Origin of the sequence: Tolypothrix sp. FACHB-123 (assembly GCF_014697075.1) — a bacterium.
In the GTDB taxonomy this organism is placed as follows: Bacteria; Cyanobacteriota; Cyanobacteriia; order Cyanobacteriales; family Nostocaceae; genus Aulosira.
In genome coordinates, this window is the sequence record NZ_JACJRE010000081.1 from 1 (window position 1) to 23,582 (window position 23,582).

A 23,582-nucleotide genomic window follows, 5' to 3' on the forward strand; every position below is an offset into this window, starting at 1 on the left:
CAAAAGGGGAATGAAGGGGCTGCCGACGGCAGCCCCTTCATTCCCCCCTTAAAATGATTATCATTCTTGTTAATGGAATAGTTTATTTTCTGGAAGTCCCTGAGAATTAGCGATCGCATTTTTTAATAAGTATCTTTCCCTATTCATCAATACCCAATCATCGTAAGTCGCTTTTGAGACATTGTACGCACCATCAAAAAACGAGCCACACTTGGACAGTTTTGGAAAACTAATATCTTCCCAAGTAATTATTTCACCGTCACCTTTACGAGAAAAAATGCTACAGGAAGTTTCGATGAGGTATTCTTGCCCCATTTGCTGACCTTTAATTAAGGTAGAGATAATCTGGGTTTCAAATTGCGATCGCATATCCATAGACTTAGAAAAAATATATTTACTAGGTTATAAAATATACTTAAGTATTGTGGAGTAAATTATATTTGTTTGTATAGTAAATTCATAAATAGCTGTATAACCTTGCAGCCATAGGGTTTTGCGGCTTAGATAGGGTATAATTTAAAATACCTCAGAGAAATTTATCAGCAACCTCTAGCGCGGATACTCTAACATATTAAGAAACACCACAATCGTTAATGGTAGAGGTATCAATGGACGCTTTAGTGGAAACCCTAGATACAAAACTGCGTCAGTGGAATCCTGATGTTGCTGAACAGGTAAAGCAATATGTAGCAGCAATCATCGAAATGGCTGACCAAGATGCGTTAGATATTCTCCGTTCCAGGGATGCTGATCAACAAGCGTTAGACTCTTCCGAAGAATCTGCAAACTAGCATGATACAGAAAAATTATTGCCGGATGGGATAAGCTAACCAAAGCAGTTTTCATCCTCAAACCCATGACCGCAAGTAGTCCCACAATTTTAGCCCTAGACTTTGATGGAGTGATTTGCGATGGATTAATTGAATATTTTCAAGTAGCATGGCGTACCTATTGTCAAATTTGGTCGCCTGCTAATAAAATACCAGCCGATAACTTAGCTGCACGATTTTATCGCCTCAGACCAGTAATTGAAACAGGTTGGGAAATGCCTGTTTTAATTAAAGCTTTAGTTGATGGTATTGATGATGACAAGATTCTTCACGAATGGGTAACTATTGCCCCACAAATTTTATTAGACTATAAGCTACAAGCCAGAGAAATTGCCGCAATATTAGATAATTCTCGCGATCGCTGGATTGCTAACGATTTAGATGGTTGGTTAAGCTTGCATAGATTTTATCCTGGTGTAATTGATAAAATCAAAGCGACTGTTGCCAGTAGAGTTAAGTTATATATCGTCACCACAAAAGAAGGGCGTTTTGTGCAGCAGTTATTACAGCAAGCAGGTGTAGATTTAGCACCCATAGTCATATTTGGCAAAGAAGAGAAGCGCCCTAAATACGAAATTATTCGGGAATTAATCCAAAATGCTGAACATAAACCTGTAAGTCTGTGGTTTGTCGAAGATAGGCTGAAAACTTTGGAATTAGTAGAGCAGCAATCAGACCTAACAGATGTGAAATTATTTTTAGCTGACTGGGGTTATAATACCCAAGCTGAGAGAAAAGCGGCGCAAAATAGCGAGCGTATTCAGCTAATATCACTGTCTCAGTTTGGTCAAGATTTTTCTAGTTGGGCATAGGGCATAGGGCATGGGTAAGACTATTTTTATGCTGGGTTGTGCCAACAGCTAGAAAATATAGAGTTGACAGTTGACTGTTAACTGTTGACTGTGAAGAGAGTTTTTGTTGCATGAACGTTTAGCTTGAAAAACCTACTTCGACAAATCAAATCTCAATGCCCCATGCCCACTCGCCTTGAGCGAAGTCGAAAGGATGCCCCATGTCCATATTTATCTACACCCCAAACTTTCGCGTGTAGAAACGCCAGTCACAGGGTTAACGCCATCAGCGCGATCGCATAATAAAGATACTTGATAGCGGTCAATTAATGCGTCTGTAAAATCAGCACCAGTAATCACCGCATCATAAAAGCGACTATTGGTCAAAGTTGCTTCTGTAAAAATCGCATTTTTCAAATTTGCGTTATCAAAAGTTACGCGGTCAACTAAAGCGCCAGTCAGGTTTGCATCTTCTAAATTAGCTTTTAATAAAACCCCTTTTGTGAGGATAGCATTTGTTAAATTAGCACCTTGAAAATTTGCTTCTCGCATTTCTGCGGCGACAAATTTAGCACCAGCTAAATCAGTATAAGAAAAATCGCGTTTTTCTAAATGAGTATTGTTGTAATTAATTGTCTTTTCTTGTGCAAAAGCTGGTTTAGGAGTAATCATTACCCATAAACCAGCTAATAGTAAAATAAGTATTAAACTCCAAAGGCGTAGCCAGAAATTTCTCATAAATTTTTACCGAGTCAAAAGTCCCAAGTCACAATCAAAAGTTCTACTGAATATATTTTGAACCATTAACTATTGACCCTCCGAATTTTAGATTTTAAATTTTGGATTTTGGATTGTTTTTGGTGCAAGCACAGCCTTGGACGGAACAAATCTCAAATCATCAATCGAAAATCTCCAAGCTGCATCCCTTTATGGGTGAAGTCAATCTAAAATCTAAAATCCAAAATCTAAAATTGGTTGACTCTTAACTCATGACTACTTCCAATCCTTACCAATACGAATTGTCAGATCAGATTCCAAATCTCCAGTAGCGGAAACTTCGACTTGACCTAAACCAACTATTTTTTGTAGGTTATCTCCTAATTCTCGGTTACCTTTTTGGACAATAATTTGTGTTTGACGTTGGGTATCAGGCCAATCTGGCACTGCGTAAACACTGGTGAAGCCTTTTTGTTTGAGATAATTGATAACTTTTTCAGTTAACTGCGGTTGATTAGAAGCATTTTGAATAGCAATTTTGAGTTTAGGTACCGATCGCGCATCAGCTTTAAGACCAGGTACATTTACCCCAACATAATCATTCAATAGGCTTTGTTGTCCAGTCATATTCAACCAATAACTATCAGGATCTTGGCTGAAACGGCTGAAGCCACCAGGTAACACAGTCATTTGGAAATTGTCTCGGTCTTGATTGAGCGAGAAATTTACCAATGCCATCATTTCTTCAATTTTCAGGTTGGTATCAAAATACTTCCGCATAATTCGGGTTAATTGCGGCAACCTCGGTAACACAGTCGGACTATTTAGCCTTTCTAGTAAGGCTTTGATTAGTGCTTGCTGGCGTTGGACTCTGGGGAGATCCCCTAAGCCTGCTTCGCGGTAACGCACAAATAGTTCTGCTTGTTCGCCGTTAATAGTTTGCCAACCACTAACCAAACTGACAGATTTACCAGCCGCATCTTGATATGACATGGCTTGGGGAACGAAAACTTCTACCCCACCCAATTGATCGACTAATTGCCGTAAGCCACTAGTCGAGATGCGGATATAGCGATCGATTGGTGCATTACTCAAAGTCCGGCTGACTACCCGTGCTGCTAACACAGGGCCGCCTTGAGCATTGGCATCGGATACTTTGGTTAATCCCTTTTCTTCGGGGATAGCAATCATAGTATCCTTAGGAATGGAAAGCACTTTAATCGACTTATCGCTGGGGTTAAGTCGCGCCATCAGCATAGTGTCGCTTTTACCGGCGAAGCTTTCCGGTGAGCCATCAACAGTACCTTTAACTGGTTCAATCCCCATAATTAAAATATTCATGGGTCTTGAAAGCTGATATTCGGAGATTTTACCCCATAGCTCCCCAGGTAAAGGAATTTTTTGCTGTTCTTTAACTCCCAGGCCTGTATCTTCCTCTGTTTGGTCGAGATTACTCCATAAAGGAGTCCACAACGCCAAGGTAGATACTAGTAACCCAGATAAAACAATTCCCAAAACAACTGTTAATACCCATAACAGCCATTTCGGCATTGTTAAACCCAACCGTTCATAAAGCTGGTTGGGAATTTCACCTACAGACTCAACCACACCACGAGAAACATGAGGTGGTTCCTCTGGTCTGACTTCTGGTGCTGGTGCTGGTGCTGGTGCTGGTACTTCTGGTGATGCTACCTGATTTTCTGGACGCTGCAATTGTTGAGGTTTAACCCCATTTAACTCTAATTCTGCTACTTGTTGCGGCGTAATTTGATTTTCCGCCCATTGCATTTGTTTAATCACAATTATCTCCCCACTCAACCACTCCCTAAAAGTTATGTTAATGCAAGCTACAAATATTGCCAGTAGATCAGCCCACTGTAAACTTGTAGTGTTCTTTAGTAGGTGTGTATGACAAAATGACTAATCCATTGTTCCCCGTAATCCTTGCTGGTGGTAAAGGTGAGCGTTTTTGGCCATTGAGTCGTTATAGGCGACCCAAGCAGTTTTTAAGCCTTGATGGTAGCTCTAGGAGCCTACTACAAGCAACAGCCGATCGACTGATAAATGTTGTCGGCGGATGGGATTCATTGTTTGTCATCACTTCTAGTCAGATAGCTGAAGGAGTGCGACAACAACTACCGCAATTGCCGTCACAAAATTTATTAATCGAGTCAGAGGGAAGAGACACCGCCGCAGCCGTTGCTTGGACAAGTTTGGAAATCAAACAGCGCTATGGTGAAGACGCTGTTATCGGCTTTTTCCCTGCTGACCACTGGATTGCCGACCAACAGGGATTTGCAGACACATTACATGCTGCTACCTCATTAGCGGCAAGCACAGAAGCGATTGTTACACTGGGGATCAAGCCAACTTTTCCCTCAACTGGTTACGGTTATATCGAACAAGGCGCAAAAATTGGTAGCTTTAATGAGTTGCCAGCTTATCACGTCAACCGCTTTACTGAAAAGCCCAACCGCGAAACTGCTGAATCTTTTTTAGCAACGGGGCGTTTTAGCTGGAATAGTGGCATGTTCTTTTTTCGATCTGGGGTAGTTCTAAAAGAACTTTACACCCATGCACCGGAAATTATTGAACCTCTAGCACAAAATGGGCCTGATATTTACCCGCAATTACCTAAAAAAAGTATAGACTATGCTCTCATGGAAAAAACCAATTTAGCATATGTCTTACCAGTGTCATTTGGTTGGGACGATCTCGGCGATTGGAATGCAATTGAGCGCTTACTAAAAACAGAAGAGAATCCCAATGTGGAACTAGCTACCCATGTTGGGCTGGATACCAAAGGGTCACTGCTTTACGCCACCGATCCCGATGATGTAATTGTTACCATAGGCTTAGAGGATGTTGTGATTGTGCGCGATCGCAATGTCACCCTCATAGTCAATAAAGACCGTACCCAGGAAATTAAGCAGATACTCAAAACACTCCAAAGCGATCCCCGATTCACCGACTTGCTATAGCTGTAAAAGTTAAAACCCTTGGCAGAGGTTAAGATTCTGCTTATTTTATTATAACTAGGATGAGGGGTTAGGGCTAGAGGCTAGGTGCATTTATCAGGTGCATTTATAAGTATTTAATAATTAGTTGTTTTTTTTAGAGTCCTCACGTCTCCCTCATCTTCTTTTGCCTCTCTACTCCCCAATCGCCAAAAAAATGTTCCTCACTCAAACAGTTCCGCGTCAACGAGAAATTATTGAAGTAGTGTTGCGTAATGGCTGGGACTATATGCGCAGGCTATTAACTGGTGGTAAGGCTGATGAGCCACAGTTACCTACACCTGCGGTGTTAAAAAATATCCTGGTGGATTTGGGGCCAGTTTATGTCAAACTCGGTCAGTTACTATCTACTCGTCCCGATTTACTGAGTGCTGGCTACATTGATGAACTATCAACGCTGCAAGATGAAGTTCCCCCTGTTCCTTGGACGGAAATCGAAATTCTGTTACGCCAACAGTTAAAAGCACCGCTAGAACAAACTTTTAAAACGGTGAATCCTGTACCAGTAGCGGCGGGATCAATTGCCCAAACCCATCGCGCTACATTAATTGATGGTAGAGAAGTTGCGTTAAAGGTGCAACGTCCGGGGATAGACTTAACAGTTGCCCAAGATATTGCTTTAATTCAAGGAATTGCCGATTTAGTCGCCAGGACTGATTTTGGGCGAAACAATGAAATTAAATCGATTGCGGAAGAATTTACCAAAGCCCTAGAAGCTGAATTAGATTTTACGCGGGAAGCTGGATATACAGACCAACTGCGGCGGAATTTATCTCATAGTAAATGGTTTGATCCCCAACAAATAGTAGTTGCGCAAATTTATTGGGAATTAACTACAGAAAAATTAATGGTGATGGAGTGGCTAGACGGTGTACCCATACTTTCAGCCAGATTAAATAGTAATAATTATGGTAAAGATCCCGTTACAGAACGCAAAGCCATCACGACTTTATTATTTAGAGCTTTTTTCCAACAACTATATATAGATGGATTTTTTCACGCCGATCCCCATCCGGGAAATTTATTTTATCTGGTAGATGGGCGGATAGCACTGTTAGATTGTGGCATGGTGGGCAGACTCGATCCCCGCACTCAACAGATTTTAACAGAAATGCTGTTAGCGATCGTCGATTTAGATGCCCAGCGATGTGCCCAGTTAACTTTACAGCTAGCAGATTCTAGCCAACCGGTGATATTAGCTCGCCTAGAAAATGATTATGACCGGATGTTGCGCAAGTATCTCAACGTCAATTTATCAGAAATTAATTTTAGTCGAGTAATTTACGAAATTTTCCAAGTCGCCCGGAATAATAAAATTCGCTTGCCGAGTAATATGGGCTTGTATGCCAAAACCTTAGCGAATTTGGAAGGATTAGCGCGGGGATTTAACCCAGAATTGAATTTTGTTGAGGAAATTCAGCCGTTATTAACAGATTTATTCCGCCGTCAGTTAGTTGGGGAAAATCCAGTGCGATCGCTCTTAAGAACCGCATTGGATATCAAAAGCCTATCTCTACAATCTCCCCGACAAATTGAACTGTTGTTAGATAGAGTAACATCAGAAACATTACAGTGGAATTTATCCCTACGGGGTTTAGATGGGATGCGGCGCACAGTAGATGATGCTGCCAATCGGCTATCTTTTAGCATCCTCGTAGGTTCACTGATAATGGGAGCAGCAATTATATCTAACCATGCGCAAACAAGCCAGCTATCTTTTTTGAGTACCGTTTTGTTTGCTGTGGCTAGTTTTTTGGGGCTGTGGCTAATTGTGAGTATTTTGCGATCGGGTCGTTTAAAGTAAGGCTTATGCCGATAATTGTGGCTGACAACCTCAGCAAATTTTATCCAGTGGCGGTAAAAGAACCGGGAATTAAAGGGACTCTTACCCACTTTTTCCGCCGCACCTACCGTTCTATTAAAGCAGTTCAAGATGTTTCCTTTGAAATCGCTACTGGGGAAGTAGTCGGTTTTTTAGGGCCGAATGGTGCAGGGAAAACTACCACCCTAAAAATGCTGACGGGATTGATTCATCCTTCTAGCGGGAAGGTGAGAGTCGCAGGACAAATTCCCTTTCATCGCCAAGAAGCTTTTTTACAAAAGATTACTTTGGTGATGGGACAAAAGCAGCAATTGATTTGGGATTTACCTGCTTTAGATTCTTTGAGAATTAACGCTGCTGTTTACAATATCCCGGAGCGAGAATTTAAACAGCGAGTTGGCGAATTATCCGAGATGCTGTCTCTGGGAGGAAAGCTTACCCAACCAGTGCGGAAACTGTCTTTGGGTGAACGCATGAAAGCGGAACTTTTAGCCGCACTCTTACACCGTCCCCAGGTATTGTTTTTGGATGAACCTACCTTGGGATTAGATGTGAATGCGCAAGCGGGAGTACGGGATTTTTTACGGGAGTACAATCAGCGTTATCAAGCAACTGTACTGTTGACTAGTCATTACATGGCTGACATTACGGCTTTATGTCAACGGGTATTGTTGATTCATCAAGGAACGCTGATGTACGATGGCAGCTTAGATGAACTTTTAGAACGTTTCGCACCTTACCGAGAAATTCATATTGAGTTAGCCCAGTGTTTACCGCCAGAAAAACTCGCAGTTTATGGTGAAGTGCAGCTTTTAGAAGGGCGGAGTGTGAGTTTTTTGGTTCCGCAGGAGGTGCTGACGCAAACGGTATCGCGGATTTTGGCGGATTTGCAAGTGGTTGATTTAAAGGTCACTGAACCGCCTGTAGAAGAGGTGATTGGTAAGGTTTTTCAGGTGGGTGTGGTTTGACGAAATAAAGGCAGAGGGCAGAGGGCAGAGGGCAGAAGAGAAGAGTAAAATTGATGTAATTTTAATGATTTAAAGATTGAAGTAATAGGCTAGGACGCGCAGCTTTTACAGACAGATAAAAATCGGGATTATGAATAAATATATAGTGTTCATACTTGTACCAATGCATTTCACCTTTTTCTTGGTTACAAGCTTGGCAAATAACCCATAAATTTTGAAATTCCATTGACAACCAAGGATACTGCGATCGCGGTAGCTTATGATCTATAGTCTTACCTCCTTTTGCTGAGTAATGCTCCTCACAAATGGGACAAAAAGAATCAGAATTTTTTCTTACCCAATCTTTACTTTCTTCGGTTGTCCCGCATTCATAATCACCATTAATATACCGCCAGTAATCGAATTTTCGATAATTTTCAAAATCTTTATGAGTTAATTTATGATAACGTTTGTTACCAATCCTGTTGGCAAGCTCAAATAATTCTTTAAGTTCTTTGTTTTCTAGATTCACTGTAATATATAGCTCAAGGTTTATAAATTTATATATTTTTTGTTTCTATATTTCTTGCTTGATGTTTTACTAAAATCAATAAATTCTACCTCTGTATCAGGAAACTGTTGATCTATGATTGTGGCAATATCGTTGACTTCTATAGCTAGTTTTTGATTAAATTCTGTGATTTCTTGACTTGTGAGATATTTATTACCAACACGATCGGATTCTAAAAATAATTCTTCTAATGTTAACTCTTCAATTTGATATTTTTGGAAAAATTCTTCTATTTTAGAGTAAAGATTAATGACATTGTGCCAACCAATATTTTTATAATTATTTTCTTTTAACCAAGCTTGTTCTTCTCTACGGAGTTTGCTGCGTTTTTTTGAGTTAGTGCTTTGCACTTTACGGTAGCTCATGCCTTTAAAACTGTGATTTTTGGATTTTTTATTAGTCATAGAGACAGTTTTAACCTAGAGTTGATTTAAAGATATGAATTAATGCTTTCCGAATTTCACTGTCTTCATATTGCAGAATTCTTTTTACATCTATTGCTAATTTTAGCTTGATGGCATCAATTAAATTTTTCAACGCTTTATTATCTTTTTTAAGACTATCGTTGATTTGTATAAGTTCATTATTTTGAGATGTGATAGTTTGGAATTGTAATTCTAAAGATTGATTTCGGTCTGATAGCCGTTGAATTTCAGCTTCATATTTTTCCCTTTCTTGTTTTTGATACTTATTTAATTGGTCAACTTTTGTAGAGTACTCTTGATGAGTCCGCTCAATTTCTTTATTTTTCTTCGTTACTAAACCTTTCTGAGCAGCCTGAAGACGCTGGCGATTGTTGAGTTCTGAACCAGCAAAAGACGAAATAGCTCTACGAATGGTAATTTCATCAGGATTAGTATTAAAGTTAATTAACTCCAAAGCCCGTTTAGCATCTGCTTGTGTCCATCCCTCACTTTCAAGTAGCTTAATAGCTTGTGATTTATTCACGGTTTCCTGCTGAGATGATTTAGGTAAAATATATGACAGTCTGCTTAATATATTCTACCCTTTTGGTTAACTAGACTAACAATTGCAGCTACCTGCTCAGAAAAAGCAGAATCTCACACTGAACCAATGACTGAGCATGAGGTGAGCACAAAACTGAGCACTTCTGCTAGAGAAACAGACCTACGCTGAATGTAGAAAACAATAGCGTAAGGTTACTAATATGACTCAAATTCTAGAACGCCAAGCTGGTGGCTTATATGTTCAAACTCCTAACCAACAGCAAATTGCTTTTCCCCTGAAGCACACGGAAGTACGAGCTAAGGTTACGGGTAATATCTCGCGGGTGGAAGTTACCCAAAGCTTTGAAAATCCTTTTACGACTACCCTAGAAGCTGTCTATATTTTCCCGTTACCGGATGAAGCGGCTGTTGATGATATGCTGATTCGCATTGGTGATAAAACTATCAAAGGTAGTATTAAAAAGCGCCAAGAAGCACAGCAAATCTACGAGCAAGCGAAGCAGCAAGGACGCACGGCGGGCTTACTGGAACAGGAACGGGACAATATTTTTACTCAATCCCTGGCTAATATTAAACCTGGCGAACAAATTGATGTGATTATTCGCTACTCGGATAGTTTGAAATTTGAGGGTGGGAATTACGAGTTTGTCTTCCCGATGGTGGTGGGGCCGCGTTATATTCCAGGGACGACTATTGAGGAAAATTCAGTTGGCGGTGGTTCGGCTTCTGCGCCAATGATGTCTAATCAAGATACGGATTTAGTACCAGATGCTTCGCGGTTGAATGCGCCGATTTTGCCAGCAGGTATGCGATCGCGTCATGATATCAATGTGACGGTAGAAATTGATGCGGGTGTTGAGATTCATGATGTGAAGTCGCCTTCTCATCAAATCCAAATTTCCTACGAACAACAGCGCGTACTGGTAAAACTTGGGGGTGGCGATACAATCCCCAATAAAGACTTGATTTTACGTTACCAAGTTGCAGGAAATTCCACTCAAGCAACCATTCTCACTCAAGCTGATGAACGTGGGGGACACTTTGCACTATACCTGATTCCGGCTCTTGAGTACCGTCCAGAACAGGTGGTTCCTAAAGATATGGTGTTTCTCATTGATAGATCTGGTTCTCAAAGTGGCGCACCATTAATGCAATGTCAGGAATTGATGCGGCGTTTTATCAATGGACTCAATCCCCACGATACTTTTAGCATTATTGATTTCTCCGATACTACTCAACAACTTTCGCCTGTTCCTCTCGCCAATACTTCACAGAATCGCGCCTTAGCAATTAATTACATAAATCAATTAAACGCAGGTGGCGGGACGGAAATGTTACGGGGTATGCGGGCTGTGTTGAATTTCCCGGTAACAGATCCCGGACGGTTGCGCAGTATTGTACTGTTGACTGATGGCTATATTGGCAACGAGAACCACATCTTTGCAGAAGTACAACGTCATCTCAAACCAGGAACTCGTCTCCACAGCTTTGGTGCTGGTAGTTCGGTGAATCGCTTCTTACTCAATCGCATTGCAGAATTAGGAAGGGGTATTTCTCGCGTGATTCGCCACGATGAACCAGTTGATGAGGTGGTGAACAAATTCTTCCGCGCCATTAATAATCCGGTTCTCGCCAACATTAATTTGCAATGGGAAGGTGATGGTGCAGCGCCAGTGATGTATCCTTCTACACCTCCTGATTTATTTGCCGAACAGCCGTTAGTACTATTTGGGCGCAAATCAGATAGTCGTGTGGGTAAACTGCTTGTTAGCGGGATTGCTGCGGGTGGTACGCGCTATCAACAAACCTTTAATGTGAATTTTGAGACAACGGGTAATCCTGCTGTTGCTCAACTGTGGGGACGTTCCCGCATCAAAGATTTAATGAATCAGATGATGAATGGGGAAACTAAATCAGGGGTGGAAGCAGTTACGGATACAGCGCTGACTTATCAATTGTTATCGCAGTACACTGCTTTTATTGCAGTGAGTGATGATGTCCGAGTAAATCCTGCTGAGGCTTCTATATCTGTGCAAGTACCTGTAGAAATGCCGGAAGGTATCAGCTATGAGGGAATATTTGGTAGTGCTGCGCCAACAATGATGAGTGCTCAGTCTGATGCATCTGAGTTTTTAACACAAGCAAGAATGCAACCTGCTGCGCCACCATCGCCAGCGCCGATGTCTCCTCCGCCAATGGCTGCAATGCCAACAACAGCGATGCCTTATTTTGAGCAAACAGAGTTACCAAAAGTAGAAAGAAAAAGGGCTAAAAAGGAAGCTGAATCTGCGGTTCCTGGTGGAGCAAGTTATGATGCGGAGTTAGAAGATTTAAAAGGCAAACTATCAGCAATTGCTCCTGTTTGTCATCCGCAAATTCTGAGTGTGTCAGGATTGGATCAACAGATGATTGCTCTACTGACTCAACATTTACAATCTGTTCAGTTTGTGACTAGTTTTAATGGTGATTTAGTTTTTGATTTACAAGTAAATAAAGGACGAGTTAGACAGGTGGTGCTTGATGAGCAGTTGTCTACTTTTAAGGAAGAAACAATCATTGATATGATCAGGCGATCGCTCTTGACTTGGTTAGCGCCAAAGACGCTGACAACTACGGTGATTTTGACAATTAGAATTCAACCGTAATCAATTTATAACTACCGGGGGCTACCCCGGTTTTTTATCAGCACTTACGCAAAAATTTCCCAAATTCTTAATTTATTGAACCGCCTTCTCTACGAGACACTACGTGAACGCGCAGCGTCTCGCAGAGAAGACGCCAAGGACGCAGAGAGAAGAAATAGTAGAAAAAATCAATGCTTAACTTAACTGTATTGGGTTTTAAATATGTTTGCTGACAAATTCTATTACTTCTGTTAGTCCTTGTTTAGTTTTTAAGTTTGTGAAAATAAAGGGTTTATCACCACGCATTTTTTTGGCATCGCGTTCCATGACGTTTAAATCTGCACCAACGTAGGGTGCAAGGTCGATTTTGTTAATTACTAATAAATCAGATTTAGTAATTCCCGGCCCGCCTTTGCGCGGGATTTTATCACCAGCGGCGACATCGATGACGTAAATTGTTAAATCTACTAATTCGGGGCTGAAGGTGGCTGCTAAATTATCACCGCCACTTTCTAAAAAGACTAAATCTAAGTTAGAAAAACGGTGTTCTAATTGTTCAATTGCAGCTAAATTCATGGATGCATCTTCGCGGATTGCGGTATGGGGACAACCGCCAGTCTCTACACCCAAAATGCGATCGCTTGCTAAAGCCTGAGAACGCACTAAAAATTGTGCATCCTCTTGAGTATATATATCATTCGTCACCACCGCAATCTGATACTGCTCGCGCAACGCCTTACACAAAGCATCTACCAAAGCAGTCTTCCCCGAACCCACAGGGCCAGCAACTCCTACTCGAAATGTTGTCATAATTTTGTTATTTGTCGTTTGTTATTTGTCATTGGTCAATAGTTCAGAGTCTAAGATTAAGCTCAAAGGTGCAACTTCCAGCCTCAAAGGTGCAACTTTCGTGTTCAAAGGTGCAACTTCCAGCCTCAAAGGTGCAACTTTCGTGTTCAAAGGTGCAACTTCCAGCTTCAAAGGCTCAACTTCCAGCTTCAAAGGTGCAACTTCCAGCCTCAAAGGCTCAACTTCCAGCTTCAAAGGTGCAACTTCCAGCCTCAAAGGCTCAACTTCCAGCTTCAAAGGTGCAACTTCCAGCCTCAAAGGTTCAACTTTCAACCTCAAAGGCTCAACTTTCAGCCTCAAAGGCTCAACTTTCAACCTCAAAGGTTCAAAAGACATCATAAATTTACCAGGTAGTTTGTCTTTCTAGTTTCTCGTCTACTTTTCATCAACTCCTAAATAATCTGGTATACTGCGTTTCATGCTGCATACTAGCTAAGGACAAACCCCAACTACAACAGGCGAGTTCATCATCCTCTAAAGCTAAAATTTCTACTGCTGCACTACTCAATAATTCTTGTAAATCTAGCAATAATTGCTGTCCTGCTGTTTGACCTAAAGGAATGAGCTTTACCCCAGCAGTATTTAAATTACTTGCCCAACTATGCAAATATCCTAATAAAGCAGCTTTCATACCAATTTGCCAATGAGCCGCAGCAATCCCAAAAGCGATCGCATAATTGCACGGATTACCAATAGCATTCAACGTTGCCATGATTTCTGGTTGTAGTTTACCAAGTAATTGGATCAGCGATCGCCCCATTTGCCAGCTAGAGGTACGTAACTCTTCTGTTTCCCTAGCCGCAGATAACCATCGATTCCAATAAGCTAGAGCCTCAAAATCACCGATTTTCACCGATTTATAAGCGCGAATCATCACCGCAGCTTCAACTCTGATTGCGCCATAACGCAGTTGAGAATTTAACCAATCTTGGAGATTTTGCTGATTGACAATGATACCTTGTTCAACCAGAGTTTCTAAACCTTCAGAATAACTATATGCTCCCACAGGTAAAGCGGGGCTAGTTAACTGTAAAATTGATAAAAAAGAACTATCAGTGAGCGTGATGTCCATATGCTCCCTGTTCTGGCTGAAATGGTAACATTTCTTCTTTAATTTCTAGCCCCAGTTGTTCTAACATTGTTTGTAAAACTGAGTCTGTGGATAAGCGTAAATAGTTAATTGTGATTTCTACAGGTACATGACGATTGCCTAAATGGTAAGCTGCCCTGAGTAATAACTGTGGTGTTTGGGCAAAGACAGTCAAAACCGGCTCTGGTTTCGCCGAAATCCTCATTAAATGACTTTGGCTTTCATCTTCGAGAATATCGCCATCTTGCAATACCGTACCTCTCGGTAAACGCAAAAATACAACTTTACCATCTTCCGTCTCAAAGCGATGACGGCTGCGGGTGCGTTCTTCCGCAGTCAGAGGGAGGGTAAAGTTAACTACTGCATCAGGATCGGGCGGTTTACGTTGGGTAAACGTCAACATAATTGATCAACGAAAACTTTTAGGTACTATACCAGCGATGTGCCTATGAATCCTTAGTCACTTTTCCATCACATTTATTTTTCATAATGTTGCTGCTTGGCTAATCAATGTTGAGGTAAAAAAATGACGGCAACATCTGAAGAAATCATGCAGCCGAATGAATGGCATAATCTACCTACATCAAAGGTAGCGCAAGATCTAGATACAAATCTAGAGACAGGTTTAACTTCAGATGAGGTGGTAAAACGACGAGAACGTTTTGGTACGAATGAACTTAAGGCTAAATCTGGAACCAGCCCAGTAATAAGATTTCTGTTGCAATTTAACCAACCATTGTTGTACATTTTGCTGATTGCTGGTGCAATTAAAGCCTTAATCGGACAGTGGGTAAATGCTTGGGTAATTTGGGGCGTCACCTTAATTAATGCGATAATTGGTTTTATTCAAGAATCGAAAGCTGAAAGTGCGATCGCAGCTTTAGCTTCTTCAGTCCAAACTAATGCAACTATTCTGCGCAACGGTCAAAAGATACAAGTTCCTTCAGCAGAATTAGTACCTGGGGATTTAGTACTGCTGACTTCTGGTGATAAAGTCCCCGCCGATTTGCGTCTTGTACAACTCCGGAACCTCCAAGTTAATGAATCAGCCTTGACTGGTGAATCGGTAGCGATTGAAAAAAATACCGAACCCCTTCAGGTTGATGCGGCTTTAGCTGAACGCGCTAACATGGCTTATGCTGGTAGCTTCGTCACTTTTGGCACTGGTAAGGGAATTGTAGTGGCGATTGGAGAAGCGACGGAAACCGGGCGGATATCCCAACTGATTGAGCAAGGAACCAGCTTAAAAACTCCTTTGACGCGAAAATTTGATAAATTTAGCCGCAAGTTGTTATACATCATCCTGGGCATAGCGGCGCTGACGTTTGCCGTGGGGTTGGGATACGGTAATTCCTGGGCGGGAATGTTTGAGGCGGCTGTGGCTTTTGCGGTGAGTGCGATTCCTGAAGGCTTACCAGCAGTAGTCACAGTGACATTAGCTATCGGTGTTTCCCGGATGGCGCGGCGACATGCGATCGTTCGTAAGTTACCCGCAGTAGAAACTCTCGGTGGTGCTACAGTGATTTGTTCTGATAAAACTGGTACGCTCACCGAAAACCAGATGACTGTACAAGCAATTTATGCAGGTGGCGAACAATACACAGTTACTGGTACGGGATATGCACCTGAAGGGGAAATTTTATTCGATGAACAGCCTATAGATACCCAGAATTTCCCTGTATTAACAGAATGTGTGAAAGCTGGGTTGTTATGTAATGATTCGCACCTCGAACAAAAGGAAGGACAATGGCAGGTTGTAGGCGATCCCACAGAAGGCGGATTAATTGTTGTAGCTGATAAAGTGGGGTTGCATCGCCGTAATTTAGACACAGAAATGCCCAGACTAGATGGGATTCCCTTTGAGTCTGAGTTTCAATACATGGCAAGTTTGCATGAAGATAGAACTCAGGAAAACTCCTCACAGGTGAGAACAATTTATGTTAAAGGTTCGGTAGAAGCGATTCTCCAACGTTGTCAGCAGATGTTAGATACTGAAGGAAAAGCGATCGCTGTAAATGCTGAAACCATCCATCAAGAAGTTGATGTGATGGCGAATTTTGGGTTACGGGTACTAGCCTTTGCCAAAAAATCTCTAGCCAATGGGCAAAATTCAATCAACCATGCAGATATCGAGAATGGTTTGGTTTTCTTAGGATTGCAAGGGATGATAGATCCGCCGCGAACCGAGGCTATCAAGGCGGTAGCAGCCTGTCAACATGCTGGTATCCAGGTGAAAATGATTACAGGCGATCATGCTGTAACTGCAAGAGCGATCGCTCAAAGTATGGGCTTTAATAAAAATGGTGCAGTTCTCGCTTTTACAGGTAGGGAACTAGCCCAAATGGAACAATCAGAACTGGCTACAGCCATAGAAAATGGGGTAGTATTTGCCAGGGTTGCACCAGAACAAAAACTGCGCATCGTCGAAGCACTACAATCGAAAGGCGAAGTTGTAGCCATGACAGGGGATGGTGTCAACGATGCACCAGCACTCAAACAAGCAGATATTGGGATTGCGATGGGGGGTGCAGGTACAGAGGTAGCCAAAGAAGCCGCAGATATGATTTTGACTGATGATAACTTTGCTTCCATCGAAGCTGCGGTTGAGGAAGGGCGCACTGTCTATCGAAATTTATTAAAAGCGATCGCCTTTATCCTACCCGTTAATGGTGGCGAATCGATGACGATTTTGATTAGTGTTTTATTTGCCAGAGAATTACCCATTTTATCTTTACAAGTTTTGTGGCTAAACATGGTTAATTCTATTGCTATGACTGTACCTTTAGCCTTTGAACCCAAATCGCAACGGGTAATGCAACAATCACCGCGTAGCCCCCGCGAACCCTTACTTTCTCAAAGTTTAATCAAACGTATTCTAGCAATTTCTATTTTCAACTGGATTTTGATTTTTGGTGTATTTGAATGGATACAGCAAACTACAGGAAATATCGATTTAGCCCGAACAATGGCAATTCAGGCGTTAGTATCTGGCAGAATTTTTTATCTTTTAAGTATCAGTCAATTAGGAATGGCTTTAATTCATAAACTTCGCGGAGTTAAGCAGAAATTTAGTGATGCTTCAGCAATTGGTTTTGGGATCGCCACTACAATAATTTTGCAGATTATTTTTAGCCAGTGGAATATAATGAACAGTTTATTTTCTACTGCTCCATTAAATTTAACTCAATGGTTAATTTGCTTCCTTATCGGCTTGCCCATGATTTTAGTCGCAATTCTAGTTAATCGTTTCGATCCTCTTAACTAATTCATAATTACTGCATATTACAGCAGATTATAAGTTGTTGATATACAGATAATCGTAGGGGCATGGCATTGCCATGCCCTTTAGAATATATTGATGTATCGTCAATATTATTTAACTTAGTATTACTTCCTATCTTTTCGTAAATTAACTTTTTTACTATCGTGCAAAGGATCGTAATCCCGACAATCAAGGGCAGATTTTGTTAAAACATTAGAAGGATTTACCGCACACTTAAGGTGTCTATTGTTGGAAAAAAATCGGCAATTTTTACAGGGATAGTCATCTAATTCTTTTAGTTGCTTAGCTTCTTCTGCCAGATAGCGCCTATGAATAATAACTATCCAGCCCATTAATAACAATAAACAAGGAAGTAAAATTATTGATGGATCTGTATTTATTGCCGCCCTTGTATTCTCTTTGGGTAAATTTTCAGTATCGCTCCTTTCCCTTATGAGAATTCTTCTAGATATTTTGGTTGTACTCAAATTTAAATAAAAATTTAACTGTTCTGGTATATTTTGCTCTAAATTTTCATCTACTGACATACTATTTACCTCTAATACAATTTATTTGCTCCTATCCTGTTAGTTATTTGTTAAAACCTGAAGATAATAGCTAATTAATTGATTGATAATAAACAAAAATCTCATTTATATCCAATCTATAAAAAGAATGTGAACAGAAAGTGACAAGACAAATGCAGCGCCAAAACTGTACCGAAAGCAGTACTTTTATACTGCTCAGAGTATTGGTTTGTCTATCTAAAGGTTGTTTTGCTACTCAAACCCAGATTTTTGATTAATCTTTGTAATATCAGCATTAATCAGAGCATGTAGCGTCTTTCTCTATTTGTGTGCGTTGTTTAGGTTGCGGTGTAAAAAAAGATTGATTTTTCACTTGATAACTTATCAGCTTCCTGACATCTTCGCGAGACAAATTCAGTAATTGCGCAATCGCGACTTCTAGGTTTTTAACATCTGCTATTGGCAGCACAAAATGCAACCTCTTGACAGCATTATTGGCTGTTATAACATCAACATAGGTAAAACCCTGCTCTTGTATAACTTTAGCTTTAATTGCGATTAAATTCAGCCGAAATTTCAGATTTAATTGCTGATTTACTGCTAATTTTTTGACTTGATGAGATAATCCTAATTGTTGAGCGATCGCTATTTCTGTATCTTGCGAGTTCGGAATTTCTAAATCTAACCGTTTCAATACAGAATTGCTCATTTTCATTTCCACTTGAGTAAATTTCCGTCCTGGCTTTATTTCCCAATCCATAAGTCTAAGCTTAAAGGTTAGTTGCACCTGTGGAAGGGTATCAGCTTGCAATTTATCAGGCGTTCTATAAGATAGACTTAATAATTGTTTTGTCACTAAATCGCCACCAGTCCAGAAAACAAATCCTACCAATACCAAAGGTAGAATCAATAATAAATTTCGCAAGCGAAAATCAAGCATATTCTTCTATTTAATCAATAAAAATAGTTTTTTATATTTGGGTGACTTTTAACCTTTGTCTCTACCTATTGATAGATATATTTAATTATGTACGTGGAATAATATGAAATTAAAATCTAAAATTCGATAGAAGACATAAATATAGTTAGCTTTTGTAATTGTCAAAGATATTACACGATTTGATTACAAAGCTGGAAGCTAAAAAGTTTTATGCGGATATTACTAGTAGAAGACGACATTGAACAATTAGAACCACTACAAGGTATTCTCTCAGAAGCTGGCTATATAGTCGATGCGGCGGAAGATGGAGAAATTGCACAGTGGTTGATTTCCCAAAAAGATTACGATTTATTGATTGTGGATTGGATGTTACCCACCATTAGCGGCTTAAATTTATGTCGCCAGTATCGTCTATCCGGGAAAAATGCACCAGTGTTAATATTAACTGCTAAAGACACCATACCTGACAAAGTGATGGGTTTAGATGCTGGTGCAGATGATTATTTAGTAAAACCTGCTGATTTAGTAGAATTATTAGCAAGAGTACGCGCCTTAGGAAGAAGAGTCCCGAATTGGCAGGGTGATAGCTTACGCATAGCCGATTTACAATTGCATTTAGCGGAATTAATTGTAGAAAGAAATCAGATAAAAATAGAATTATCTCCCCGTGAAGCGCAATTACTGGAATATTTGATGCGTCACCCCAATCAAGTTTTAACGCGCAATCAAATTGAAGAATCTTTGTGGGAATGCGGTATGGAACCAGAAAGCAACGCTTTAACTGTGCTAGTACGCAAATTGCGACAACGTTTACAGATATTAGGTGCAGAAGACTGGGTAAAAACAGTTTATGGTATGGGTTATCGCCTAAATCCCCAAAATTAAATTAACACTAAAAAGTATTAGCTATTAACTAATAATAACTAACAACTGACAACTGACAACTGACAACTGACAACTGACTAATTATGTTTAATCGCAGCCGTCGCAATCTTGCAAGCTGGTTTACCCTGACAATGGGAGGTATTTTAATTATATTTGCGGCGGTAGTTTACTACTGGGAAGTTATCGATGAGTTGGAAGAATTAGATAGATTACTGTATAAAAAAACCATTGTTATGGCTGCAAATGTTAAGTTAGAGCAGCATAATGGACAGCAACAAGTAGACTTAGAACATGTACCATTATTGGGGAGTATGGTACTACCATTACCAGATAGCCAACTGGTATATGCAGCTTGGTACGATCGCCAAAAGCAACTAGTACAATTTTTTGGTACAATTCCGAGCGATCGCCTTTTAGTCTCTGCTGGATTCGATACTATTAAGACTGATAGCAATATTTGGCTGCGTCAAGTAACCTTACCTGTATATCAGGATGGTGTACTAATTGGTTATTTGCAAGCAGCAATGCCAATGACAGCAACCGAACATGCTTTAACAGAATTCCGGCTAGTTTTGGCTATTTCCGTGCCGATTACTTTAGGTATAGTAGCGCTGACAGGTTGGTGGTTGGGAGGGTTAGCAATGCAACCCATTCGCCACAGTTACGATCATTTGCAAAGATTTACTGCTGATGCTTCTCACGAATTGCGATCGCCTCTGACCGCAATTATTAGCAATGCTCAGTATGGCTTTCTTTCTAACTCTACTACTTTGGAGATCCAGCGTCAACGCTTCCACAAGATTTCTGATATTGCTAAATCTATGAGTAATTTAGTCAACGATCTCCTATTTTTAGCACGCAATCAAAATCAATTACCCAAGGAATTTTTACAAGAAATTGACCTCAAAAATTTACTTTTAAAAATCGCAGATGATTATCATACCCAACCAGATGCACAACATCTAAGCTTAGTTTCCCAACTCCCCAATTATGGAATAACTGTCATTGGTGAGCCTAATTTACTTCGGCAAGCAGTGATTAATATAATCAATAATGCTTGTAAATATACTCCTGCTGGTGGTCAAGTTGAGTTGCAGTTACTTACACAATCACATTGGGCTATGATCAAAATTATCGATAATGGAATTGGCATTCCAGCAGAAGATTTACCATATATTTTTGAGCGTTTTTATCGCGTTGATAAAAAGCGATCGCGCAAAACTGGCGGCTTTGGTTTAGGATTAGCGATCGCCCAACAAATAATTCAATCTCATGGCGGTCAAATTAGTATTAAAAGCAAGTTGAAAGAAGGGACATCTGTACAAATTGTTTTGCCTCTTAAGTAAACTTTATCTCACCACTAATTGTAGAGTATATAACTACTCATAAGAGGATGTTTTAAAAGTCCTATCGTTGGTAGCAAAAAGTTTTATATCCCCCTAAATCCCCCTTAAAAAGGGGGACTTTGATTGTATTTCCCCCCTTTTTTAAGGGGGGTAGGGGGGATCAATAAGTATCTAAAGTCACAGCCAAAAACTTTTCAAACAACCTCTAAGGGCTGTTGACAGTCAACAGTCAACACTTCGACAGAGCTTCAGTGTGGCGCAGTCAAAAGTCAACAATCCTCACGATTGATTGTGCAACTTAAAAGCACAATAGCTTATATACATCTTCATATTGAATTTTATCAGCAAAAATCAATGTTGTTTGTCTACGGGAATCAACAGGTAGGTTGCTTGGTCATCAGGTACATTGCTAGTCTGAGTTTCACTATTTTTGAGATTCGCTGCATCTTCAACACTGTCTTTCACATCAACAGCTTTATCCTTAACAGTATCTACTGTATCTTGAACAGTGTCATTAATTTTAACTGCTGTATTCTTCACCACATCCACTGTATTGATAACAGTATTGTTAACACCTTCAGCGGAATCTTTAATCGCATCTCCTACATCTTTAACAGTGTAATTTACACCATCAGCTACAGTCTTAATTGCTGTTCCCACACCTTGAACTGTATTATTAACACCCTTAGCTGCACCTTTTACCCCATTTCCTAAACCTTGAATAGTTTGGTTGATTCTGTCGGCTGTACCCTTAATAGTTAAAGCAATAGCTACTGCGCCTAAGGTACCACCCACAATGGCTCCCATCGCTATTTTTGCCAGATTATTACTGCCATTATCTGTTGTATGATTCTCAAATTTATCTGTGGCAAAATCAACATTATTATCAGATTTATCTAAAAGCTGCTGGTTTCCATTCATAGCTATCTGCTCCATTATTCTCCAACCAATTTCGGTTGATTTATTAAGTATTCCTAAGCCTTGAGAACCTAGGAATACTTACCGTTCAGGATTAATTACTCAGCCATTATTGATGAAATTATCATCAATAAAATCTAGGTTTAAATCAGAATCTGAGCTATTTTCATCTAACAGTCAGTCAAGCCGAGCAATTTCTTCTTCGAGTGAATTATCTTCCAGAGAATTTGCTGGGTTTTCCATCTCTGTTAAGGTCACTGAAGTAATAATCAGCCCTTCTGCTTGTTCTGGAGATGAAATGTAGAACATCGAATCACGGTCTTGCTGACCTGTACTGATTTGATTGTTCATATTCGGTTGGTTACCTGTCATCTGGCTAGGAGATTGATACCCCTGATTTCCAGATGATTGGAAGTCATTCATATTCGGTTGGTTACCTGTCATCTGGCTAGAAGATTGATACCCCTGATTTCCAGATGATTGGAAGTCATTAACTTTATCCTTAGCTGAATCTGCTGCACCTTGCACAGTTTGGTTAGCACTCTGTGCTGTATTTTGGATGGCGTCTAGGGTACCCATTGTAGTTTGTCTAGCTACATCGGTAACATTTTGTGCTGCATCTTTAGCGATGTTTGCACTAGCTTGGACAACTTGACTAACGCCTTGCGCTGTATTTTGGACGGCGTCTAATGCACCAGATGCGGTTTGTTTGACACCCTCTACAACACCCTCTGCGGTATCTAAAGTTCCACCAACAATAGCTTGGGAAGCGCCTTCAGCAACACTCTTAGCTGCTTCACCTAAACCTTTAGCGGTTTGACCAAGACCTTCGCCAATAGTCTTGGATGCTTCTGCTATTCCTTTAGCAGCAATATTCAAACCTAGACCGATTCTTCTACCAGCTAAAGCACCTACGGTAGCACCAATAATTCCACCAATAAGCGCCCTCGTTAACATCGGATTCATCCCTCGATTTTCTGAGCGATTATCAGATTGAGGCGTAGTTTTAGAAGCATTTACATCTGTTTGGACTTCAGAACCTTTGTTGATATTAGTTGAACCTGAGTAGGATTGACCCATTGTTGTGCCACTATATCCAGTTTCAGACCCAGTCCTAGAGACTCCAGCATCTCTGTTGATATTAGTTGAACCCTGAGAAGCTTGACCTGTTGCTGCGCGATCGCTATATTCGTTTCCAAATGCTCCAGCATCTTGGTTAATGTTAGTTGAACCTGGATAAGATTGACCTGTTGCTGTGCGGTCAACATTTCCACCCTGATTGTTAAAAGTCTGGCTACTTTCTACCATGTCAATGGTCTCCTGAAATTACAAAGGATTAACAAACATGCATTTAAAGTTTGCTCTTGCCAGTTATTAACTTAACAATTATAGAGATTAAGTTAACTACTCTAAAGAAACACATAATTAAGTAATTATTTGTCTAAAGGAGTAGTTTTTCACCCTAGTATCATTTTCAA

The 23,582-nt window shown here is 40.4% G+C and carries 23 protein-coding genes; 9 read left to right on the forward strand and 14 right to left on the reverse strand.

Annotation, left to right across the window (positions count from 1 at the left end; translation table 11 throughout):
- Positions 1-69: 69 nt before the first annotated feature.
- Positions 70-369, reverse strand: coding sequence for a hypothetical protein (locus tag H6G41_RS30540; RefSeq protein WP_190751649.1), 300 nt, complete (start codon positions 367-369; stop codon positions 70-72).
- 239 nt (positions 370-608) lie between these two features.
- Here H6G41_RS30540 and H6G41_RS30545 point away from each other — a divergent pair, with 239 nt between their 5' ends.
- Together H6G41_RS30545 and H6G41_RS30550 are read left to right on the forward strand one after the other, a co-directional pair.
- Positions 609-791 (forward strand): hypothetical protein, encoded by a 183-nt coding sequence (locus H6G41_RS30545; protein WP_190751651.1) that lies wholly within the window; start codon positions 609-611, stop codon positions 789-791.
- A gap of 65 nt (positions 792-856) precedes the next feature.
- Positions 857-1,642 (forward strand): HAD family hydrolase, encoded by a 786-nt coding sequence (locus H6G41_RS30550; protein ID WP_190751654.1) that lies wholly within the window; start codon positions 857-859, stop codon positions 1,640-1,642.
- Between the two features lie 210 nt (positions 1,643-1,852).
- Here the strand turns inward: H6G41_RS30550 and H6G41_RS30555 are convergent, their stop codons facing one another.
- Positions 1,853-2,359 carry a pentapeptide repeat-containing protein gene (locus H6G41_RS30555; protein ID WP_190751656.1) on the reverse strand — a complete coding sequence of 169 codons (507 nt, stop codon included), beginning with the start codon at positions 2,357-2,359 and terminating at the stop codon, positions 1,853-1,855.
- Between the two features lie 255 nt (positions 2,360-2,614).
- The gene (locus H6G41_RS30560) at positions 2,615-4,138 is read right to left on the reverse strand and encodes an LCP family protein (protein ID WP_190751658.1); all 1,524 of its coding nucleotides are present in this window, start codon (positions 4,136-4,138) and stop codon (positions 2,615-2,617) included.
- A 116-nt stretch (positions 4,139-4,254) separates the two neighbouring features.
- Between H6G41_RS30560 and H6G41_RS30565 the strand changes: the two genes are divergently transcribed.
- The 3 genes from H6G41_RS30565 to H6G41_RS30575 all read left to right on the forward strand — a co-directional run bounded on the left by H6G41_RS30565 (position 4,255) and on the right by H6G41_RS30575 (position 8,145).
- Entirely contained in the window at positions 4,255-5,319 is a 1,065-nt protein-coding gene (locus H6G41_RS30565) for a mannose-1-phosphate guanylyltransferase (protein ID WP_190751660.1), read from the forward strand.
- Between the two features lie 193 nt (positions 5,320-5,512).
- The gene (locus H6G41_RS30570) at positions 5,513-7,159 is read left to right on the forward strand and encodes an AarF/ABC1/UbiB kinase family protein (protein ID WP_190751662.1); all 1,647 of its coding nucleotides are present in this window, start codon (positions 5,513-5,515) and stop codon (positions 7,157-7,159) included.
- Between the two features lie 5 nt (positions 7,160-7,164).
- Entirely contained in the window at positions 7,165-8,145 is a 981-nt protein-coding gene (locus H6G41_RS30575) for an ATP-binding cassette domain-containing protein (protein ID WP_190751664.1), read from the forward strand.
- Between the two features lie 61 nt (positions 8,146-8,206).
- On the opposite strand, the gene H6G41_RS36135 is transcribed toward H6G41_RS30575, so the two are convergent.
- From H6G41_RS36135 to H6G41_RS30590, 3 genes are read right to left on the reverse strand one after another with little or no spacing between them, the layout of a single operon-like run.
- Positions 8,207-8,656: an HNH endonuclease gene (locus H6G41_RS36135; protein WP_190751665.1), complete on the reverse strand. Its 450-nt coding sequence runs from the start codon at positions 8,654-8,656 to the stop codon at positions 8,207-8,209.
- Positions 8,657-8,676: 20 nt separating this feature from the next.
- The gene (locus tag H6G41_RS30585) at positions 8,677-9,099 is read right to left on the reverse strand and encodes a hypothetical protein (protein ID WP_190751667.1); all 423 of its coding nucleotides are present in this window, start codon (positions 9,097-9,099) and stop codon (positions 8,677-8,679) included.
- A 10-nt stretch (positions 9,100-9,109) separates the two neighbouring features.
- A complete protein-coding gene (locus H6G41_RS30590; RefSeq protein ID WP_190751669.1) occupies positions 9,110-9,643 on the reverse strand; it encodes a hypothetical protein in 534 nt (177 codons plus the stop codon).
- A gap of 220 nt (positions 9,644-9,863) precedes the next feature.
- Here H6G41_RS30590 and H6G41_RS30595 point away from each other — a divergent pair, with 220 nt between their 5' ends.
- Positions 9,864-12,308: a VIT domain-containing protein gene (locus H6G41_RS30595; RefSeq protein WP_190751671.1), complete on the forward strand. Its 2,445-nt coding sequence runs from the start codon at positions 9,864-9,866 to the stop codon at positions 12,306-12,308.
- A 195-nt stretch (positions 12,309-12,503) separates the two neighbouring features.
- On the opposite strand, the gene ureG is transcribed toward H6G41_RS30595, so the two are convergent.
- Genes ureG through ureE form a run of 4 tightly spaced genes read right to left on the reverse strand, consistent with a single transcriptional unit; the run spans position 12,504 to position 14,629 of the window.
- Positions 12,504-13,097, reverse strand: coding sequence for an urease accessory protein UreG (gene ureG, locus H6G41_RS30600; RefSeq protein ID WP_190751673.1), 594 nt, complete (start codon positions 13,095-13,097; stop codon positions 12,504-12,506).
- Positions 13,098-13,118: 21 nt separating this feature from the next.
- The gene (locus tag H6G41_RS30605) at positions 13,119-13,475 is read right to left on the reverse strand and encodes a hypothetical protein (RefSeq protein WP_190751675.1); all 357 of its coding nucleotides are present in this window, start codon (positions 13,473-13,475) and stop codon (positions 13,119-13,121) included.
- A gap of 46 nt (positions 13,476-13,521) precedes the next feature.
- The gene (locus H6G41_RS30610) at positions 13,522-14,208 is read right to left on the reverse strand and encodes an urease accessory protein UreF (protein WP_190751677.1); all 687 of its coding nucleotides are present in this window, start codon (positions 14,206-14,208) and stop codon (positions 13,522-13,524) included.
- Entirely contained in the window at positions 14,189-14,629 is a 441-nt protein-coding gene (gene ureE, locus H6G41_RS30615) for an urease accessory protein UreE (protein ID WP_190751679.1), read from the reverse strand. The genes H6G41_RS30610 and ureE overlap by 20 nt, the downstream gene beginning before the upstream one ends.
- Before the next feature lie 123 nt (positions 14,630-14,752).
- On the opposite strand from ureE, the gene H6G41_RS30620 reads away from it, so the two are divergent.
- Positions 14,753-17,491 (forward strand): HAD-IC family P-type ATPase, encoded by a 2,739-nt coding sequence (locus H6G41_RS30620; protein WP_190751681.1) that lies wholly within the window; start codon positions 14,753-14,755, stop codon positions 17,489-17,491.
- A gap of 122 nt (positions 17,492-17,613) precedes the next feature.
- Here the strand turns inward: H6G41_RS30620 and H6G41_RS30625 are convergent, their stop codons facing one another.
- Positions 17,614-18,036 carry a hypothetical protein gene (locus H6G41_RS30625; RefSeq protein WP_190751683.1) on the reverse strand — a complete coding sequence of 141 codons (423 nt, stop codon included), beginning with the start codon at positions 18,034-18,036 and terminating at the stop codon, positions 17,614-17,616.
- 274 nt (positions 18,037-18,310) lie between these two features.
- Positions 18,311-18,955 (reverse strand): hypothetical protein, encoded by a 645-nt coding sequence (locus H6G41_RS30630; RefSeq protein ID WP_190751685.1) that lies wholly within the window; start codon positions 18,953-18,955, stop codon positions 18,311-18,313.
- A gap of 210 nt (positions 18,956-19,165) precedes the next feature.
- Between H6G41_RS30630 and rppA the strand changes: the two genes are divergently transcribed.
- Positions 19,166-19,840 carry a two-component system response regulator RppA gene (rppA, locus tag H6G41_RS30635; RefSeq protein ID WP_190751687.1) on the forward strand — a complete coding sequence of 225 codons (675 nt, stop codon included), beginning with the start codon at positions 19,166-19,168 and terminating at the stop codon, positions 19,838-19,840.
- A gap of 83 nt (positions 19,841-19,923) precedes the next feature.
- Positions 19,924-21,186 (forward strand): cell wall metabolism sensor histidine kinase WalK, encoded by a 1,263-nt coding sequence (locus H6G41_RS30640; protein ID WP_190751689.1) that lies wholly within the window; start codon positions 19,924-19,926, stop codon positions 21,184-21,186.
- A gap of 351 nt (positions 21,187-21,537) precedes the next feature.
- On the opposite strand, the gene H6G41_RS30645 is transcribed toward H6G41_RS30640, so the two are convergent.
- Positions 21,538-22,107, reverse strand: coding sequence for a hypothetical protein (locus tag H6G41_RS30645; RefSeq protein ID WP_190751690.1), 570 nt, complete (start codon positions 22,105-22,107; stop codon positions 21,538-21,540).
- Positions 22,108-22,281: 174 nt separating this feature from the next.
- A complete protein-coding gene (locus H6G41_RS30650) occupies positions 22,282-23,412 on the reverse strand; it encodes a hypothetical protein (RefSeq protein ID WP_190751692.1) in 1,131 nt (376 codons plus the stop codon).
- Between the last annotated feature and the right edge of the window lie 170 nt (positions 23,413-23,582).

Excerpts from the sequence above, each read along its gene's own strand:
- H6G41_RS30565 (WP_190751660.1), top strand. The coding sequence starts at position 4,255 with ATGACTAATCCATTGTTCCCCGTAATCCTTGCTGGTGGTAAAGGTGAG.
- H6G41_RS30575 (WP_190751664.1), top strand. The coding sequence starts at position 7,165 with ATGCCGATAATTGTGGCTGACAACCTCAGCAAATTTTATCCAGTGGCG.
- H6G41_RS30545 (WP_190751651.1), top strand. The coding sequence starts at position 609 with ATGGACGCTTTAGTGGAAACCCTAGATACAAAACTGCGTCAGTGGAAT.
- H6G41_RS30610 (WP_190751677.1), bottom strand. The coding sequence starts at position 14,208 with ATGGACATCACGCTCACTGATAGTTCTTTTTTATCAATTTTACAGTTA.
- rppA (WP_190751687.1), top strand. The coding sequence starts at position 19,166 with ATGCGGATATTACTAGTAGAAGACGACATTGAACAATTAGAACCACTA.
- H6G41_RS30645 (WP_190751690.1), bottom strand. The coding sequence starts at position 22,107 with ATGAATGGAAACCAGCAGCTTTTAGATAAATCTGATAATAATGTTGAT.
- H6G41_RS30540 (WP_190751649.1), bottom strand. The coding sequence starts at position 369 with ATGCGATCGCAATTTGAAACCCAGATTATCTCTACCTTAATTAAAGGT.
- H6G41_RS30585 (WP_190751667.1), bottom strand. The coding sequence starts at position 9,099 with ATGACTAATAAAAAATCCAAAAATCACAGTTTTAAAGGCATGAGCTAC.
- ureE (WP_190751679.1), bottom strand. The coding sequence starts at position 14,629 with ATGTTGACGTTTACCCAACGTAAACCGCCCGATCCTGATGCAGTAGTT.
- H6G41_RS30650 (WP_190751692.1), bottom strand. The coding sequence starts at position 23,412 with ATGGTAGAAAGTAGCCAGACTTTTAACAATCAGGGTGGAAATGTTGAC.
- H6G41_RS30640 (WP_190751689.1), top strand. The coding sequence starts at position 19,924 with ATGTTTAATCGCAGCCGTCGCAATCTTGCAAGCTGGTTTACCCTGACA.
- H6G41_RS30555 (WP_190751656.1), bottom strand. The coding sequence starts at position 2,359 with ATGAGAAATTTCTGGCTACGCCTTTGGAGTTTAATACTTATTTTACTA.
- H6G41_RS30630 (WP_190751685.1), bottom strand. The coding sequence starts at position 18,955 with ATGCTTGATTTTCGCTTGCGAAATTTATTATTGATTCTACCTTTGGTA.
- H6G41_RS30625 (WP_190751683.1), bottom strand. The coding sequence starts at position 18,036 with ATGTCAGTAGATGAAAATTTAGAGCAAAATATACCAGAACAGTTAAAT.
- ureG (WP_190751673.1), bottom strand. The coding sequence starts at position 13,097 with ATGACAACATTTCGAGTAGGAGTTGCTGGCCCTGTGGGTTCGGGGAAG.
- H6G41_RS30605 (WP_190751675.1), bottom strand. The coding sequence starts at position 13,475 with ATGATGTCTTTTGAACCTTTGAGGTTGAAAGTTGAGCCTTTGAGGCTG.
- H6G41_RS30570 (WP_190751662.1), top strand. The coding sequence starts at position 5,513 with ATGTTCCTCACTCAAACAGTTCCGCGTCAACGAGAAATTATTGAAGTA.
- H6G41_RS30620 (WP_190751681.1), top strand. The coding sequence starts at position 14,753 with ATGACGGCAACATCTGAAGAAATCATGCAGCCGAATGAATGGCATAAT.
- H6G41_RS30550 (WP_190751654.1), top strand. The coding sequence starts at position 857 with ATGACCGCAAGTAGTCCCACAATTTTAGCCCTAGACTTTGATGGAGTG.
- H6G41_RS30595 (WP_190751671.1), top strand. The coding sequence starts at position 9,864 with ATGACTCAAATTCTAGAACGCCAAGCTGGTGGCTTATATGTTCAAACT.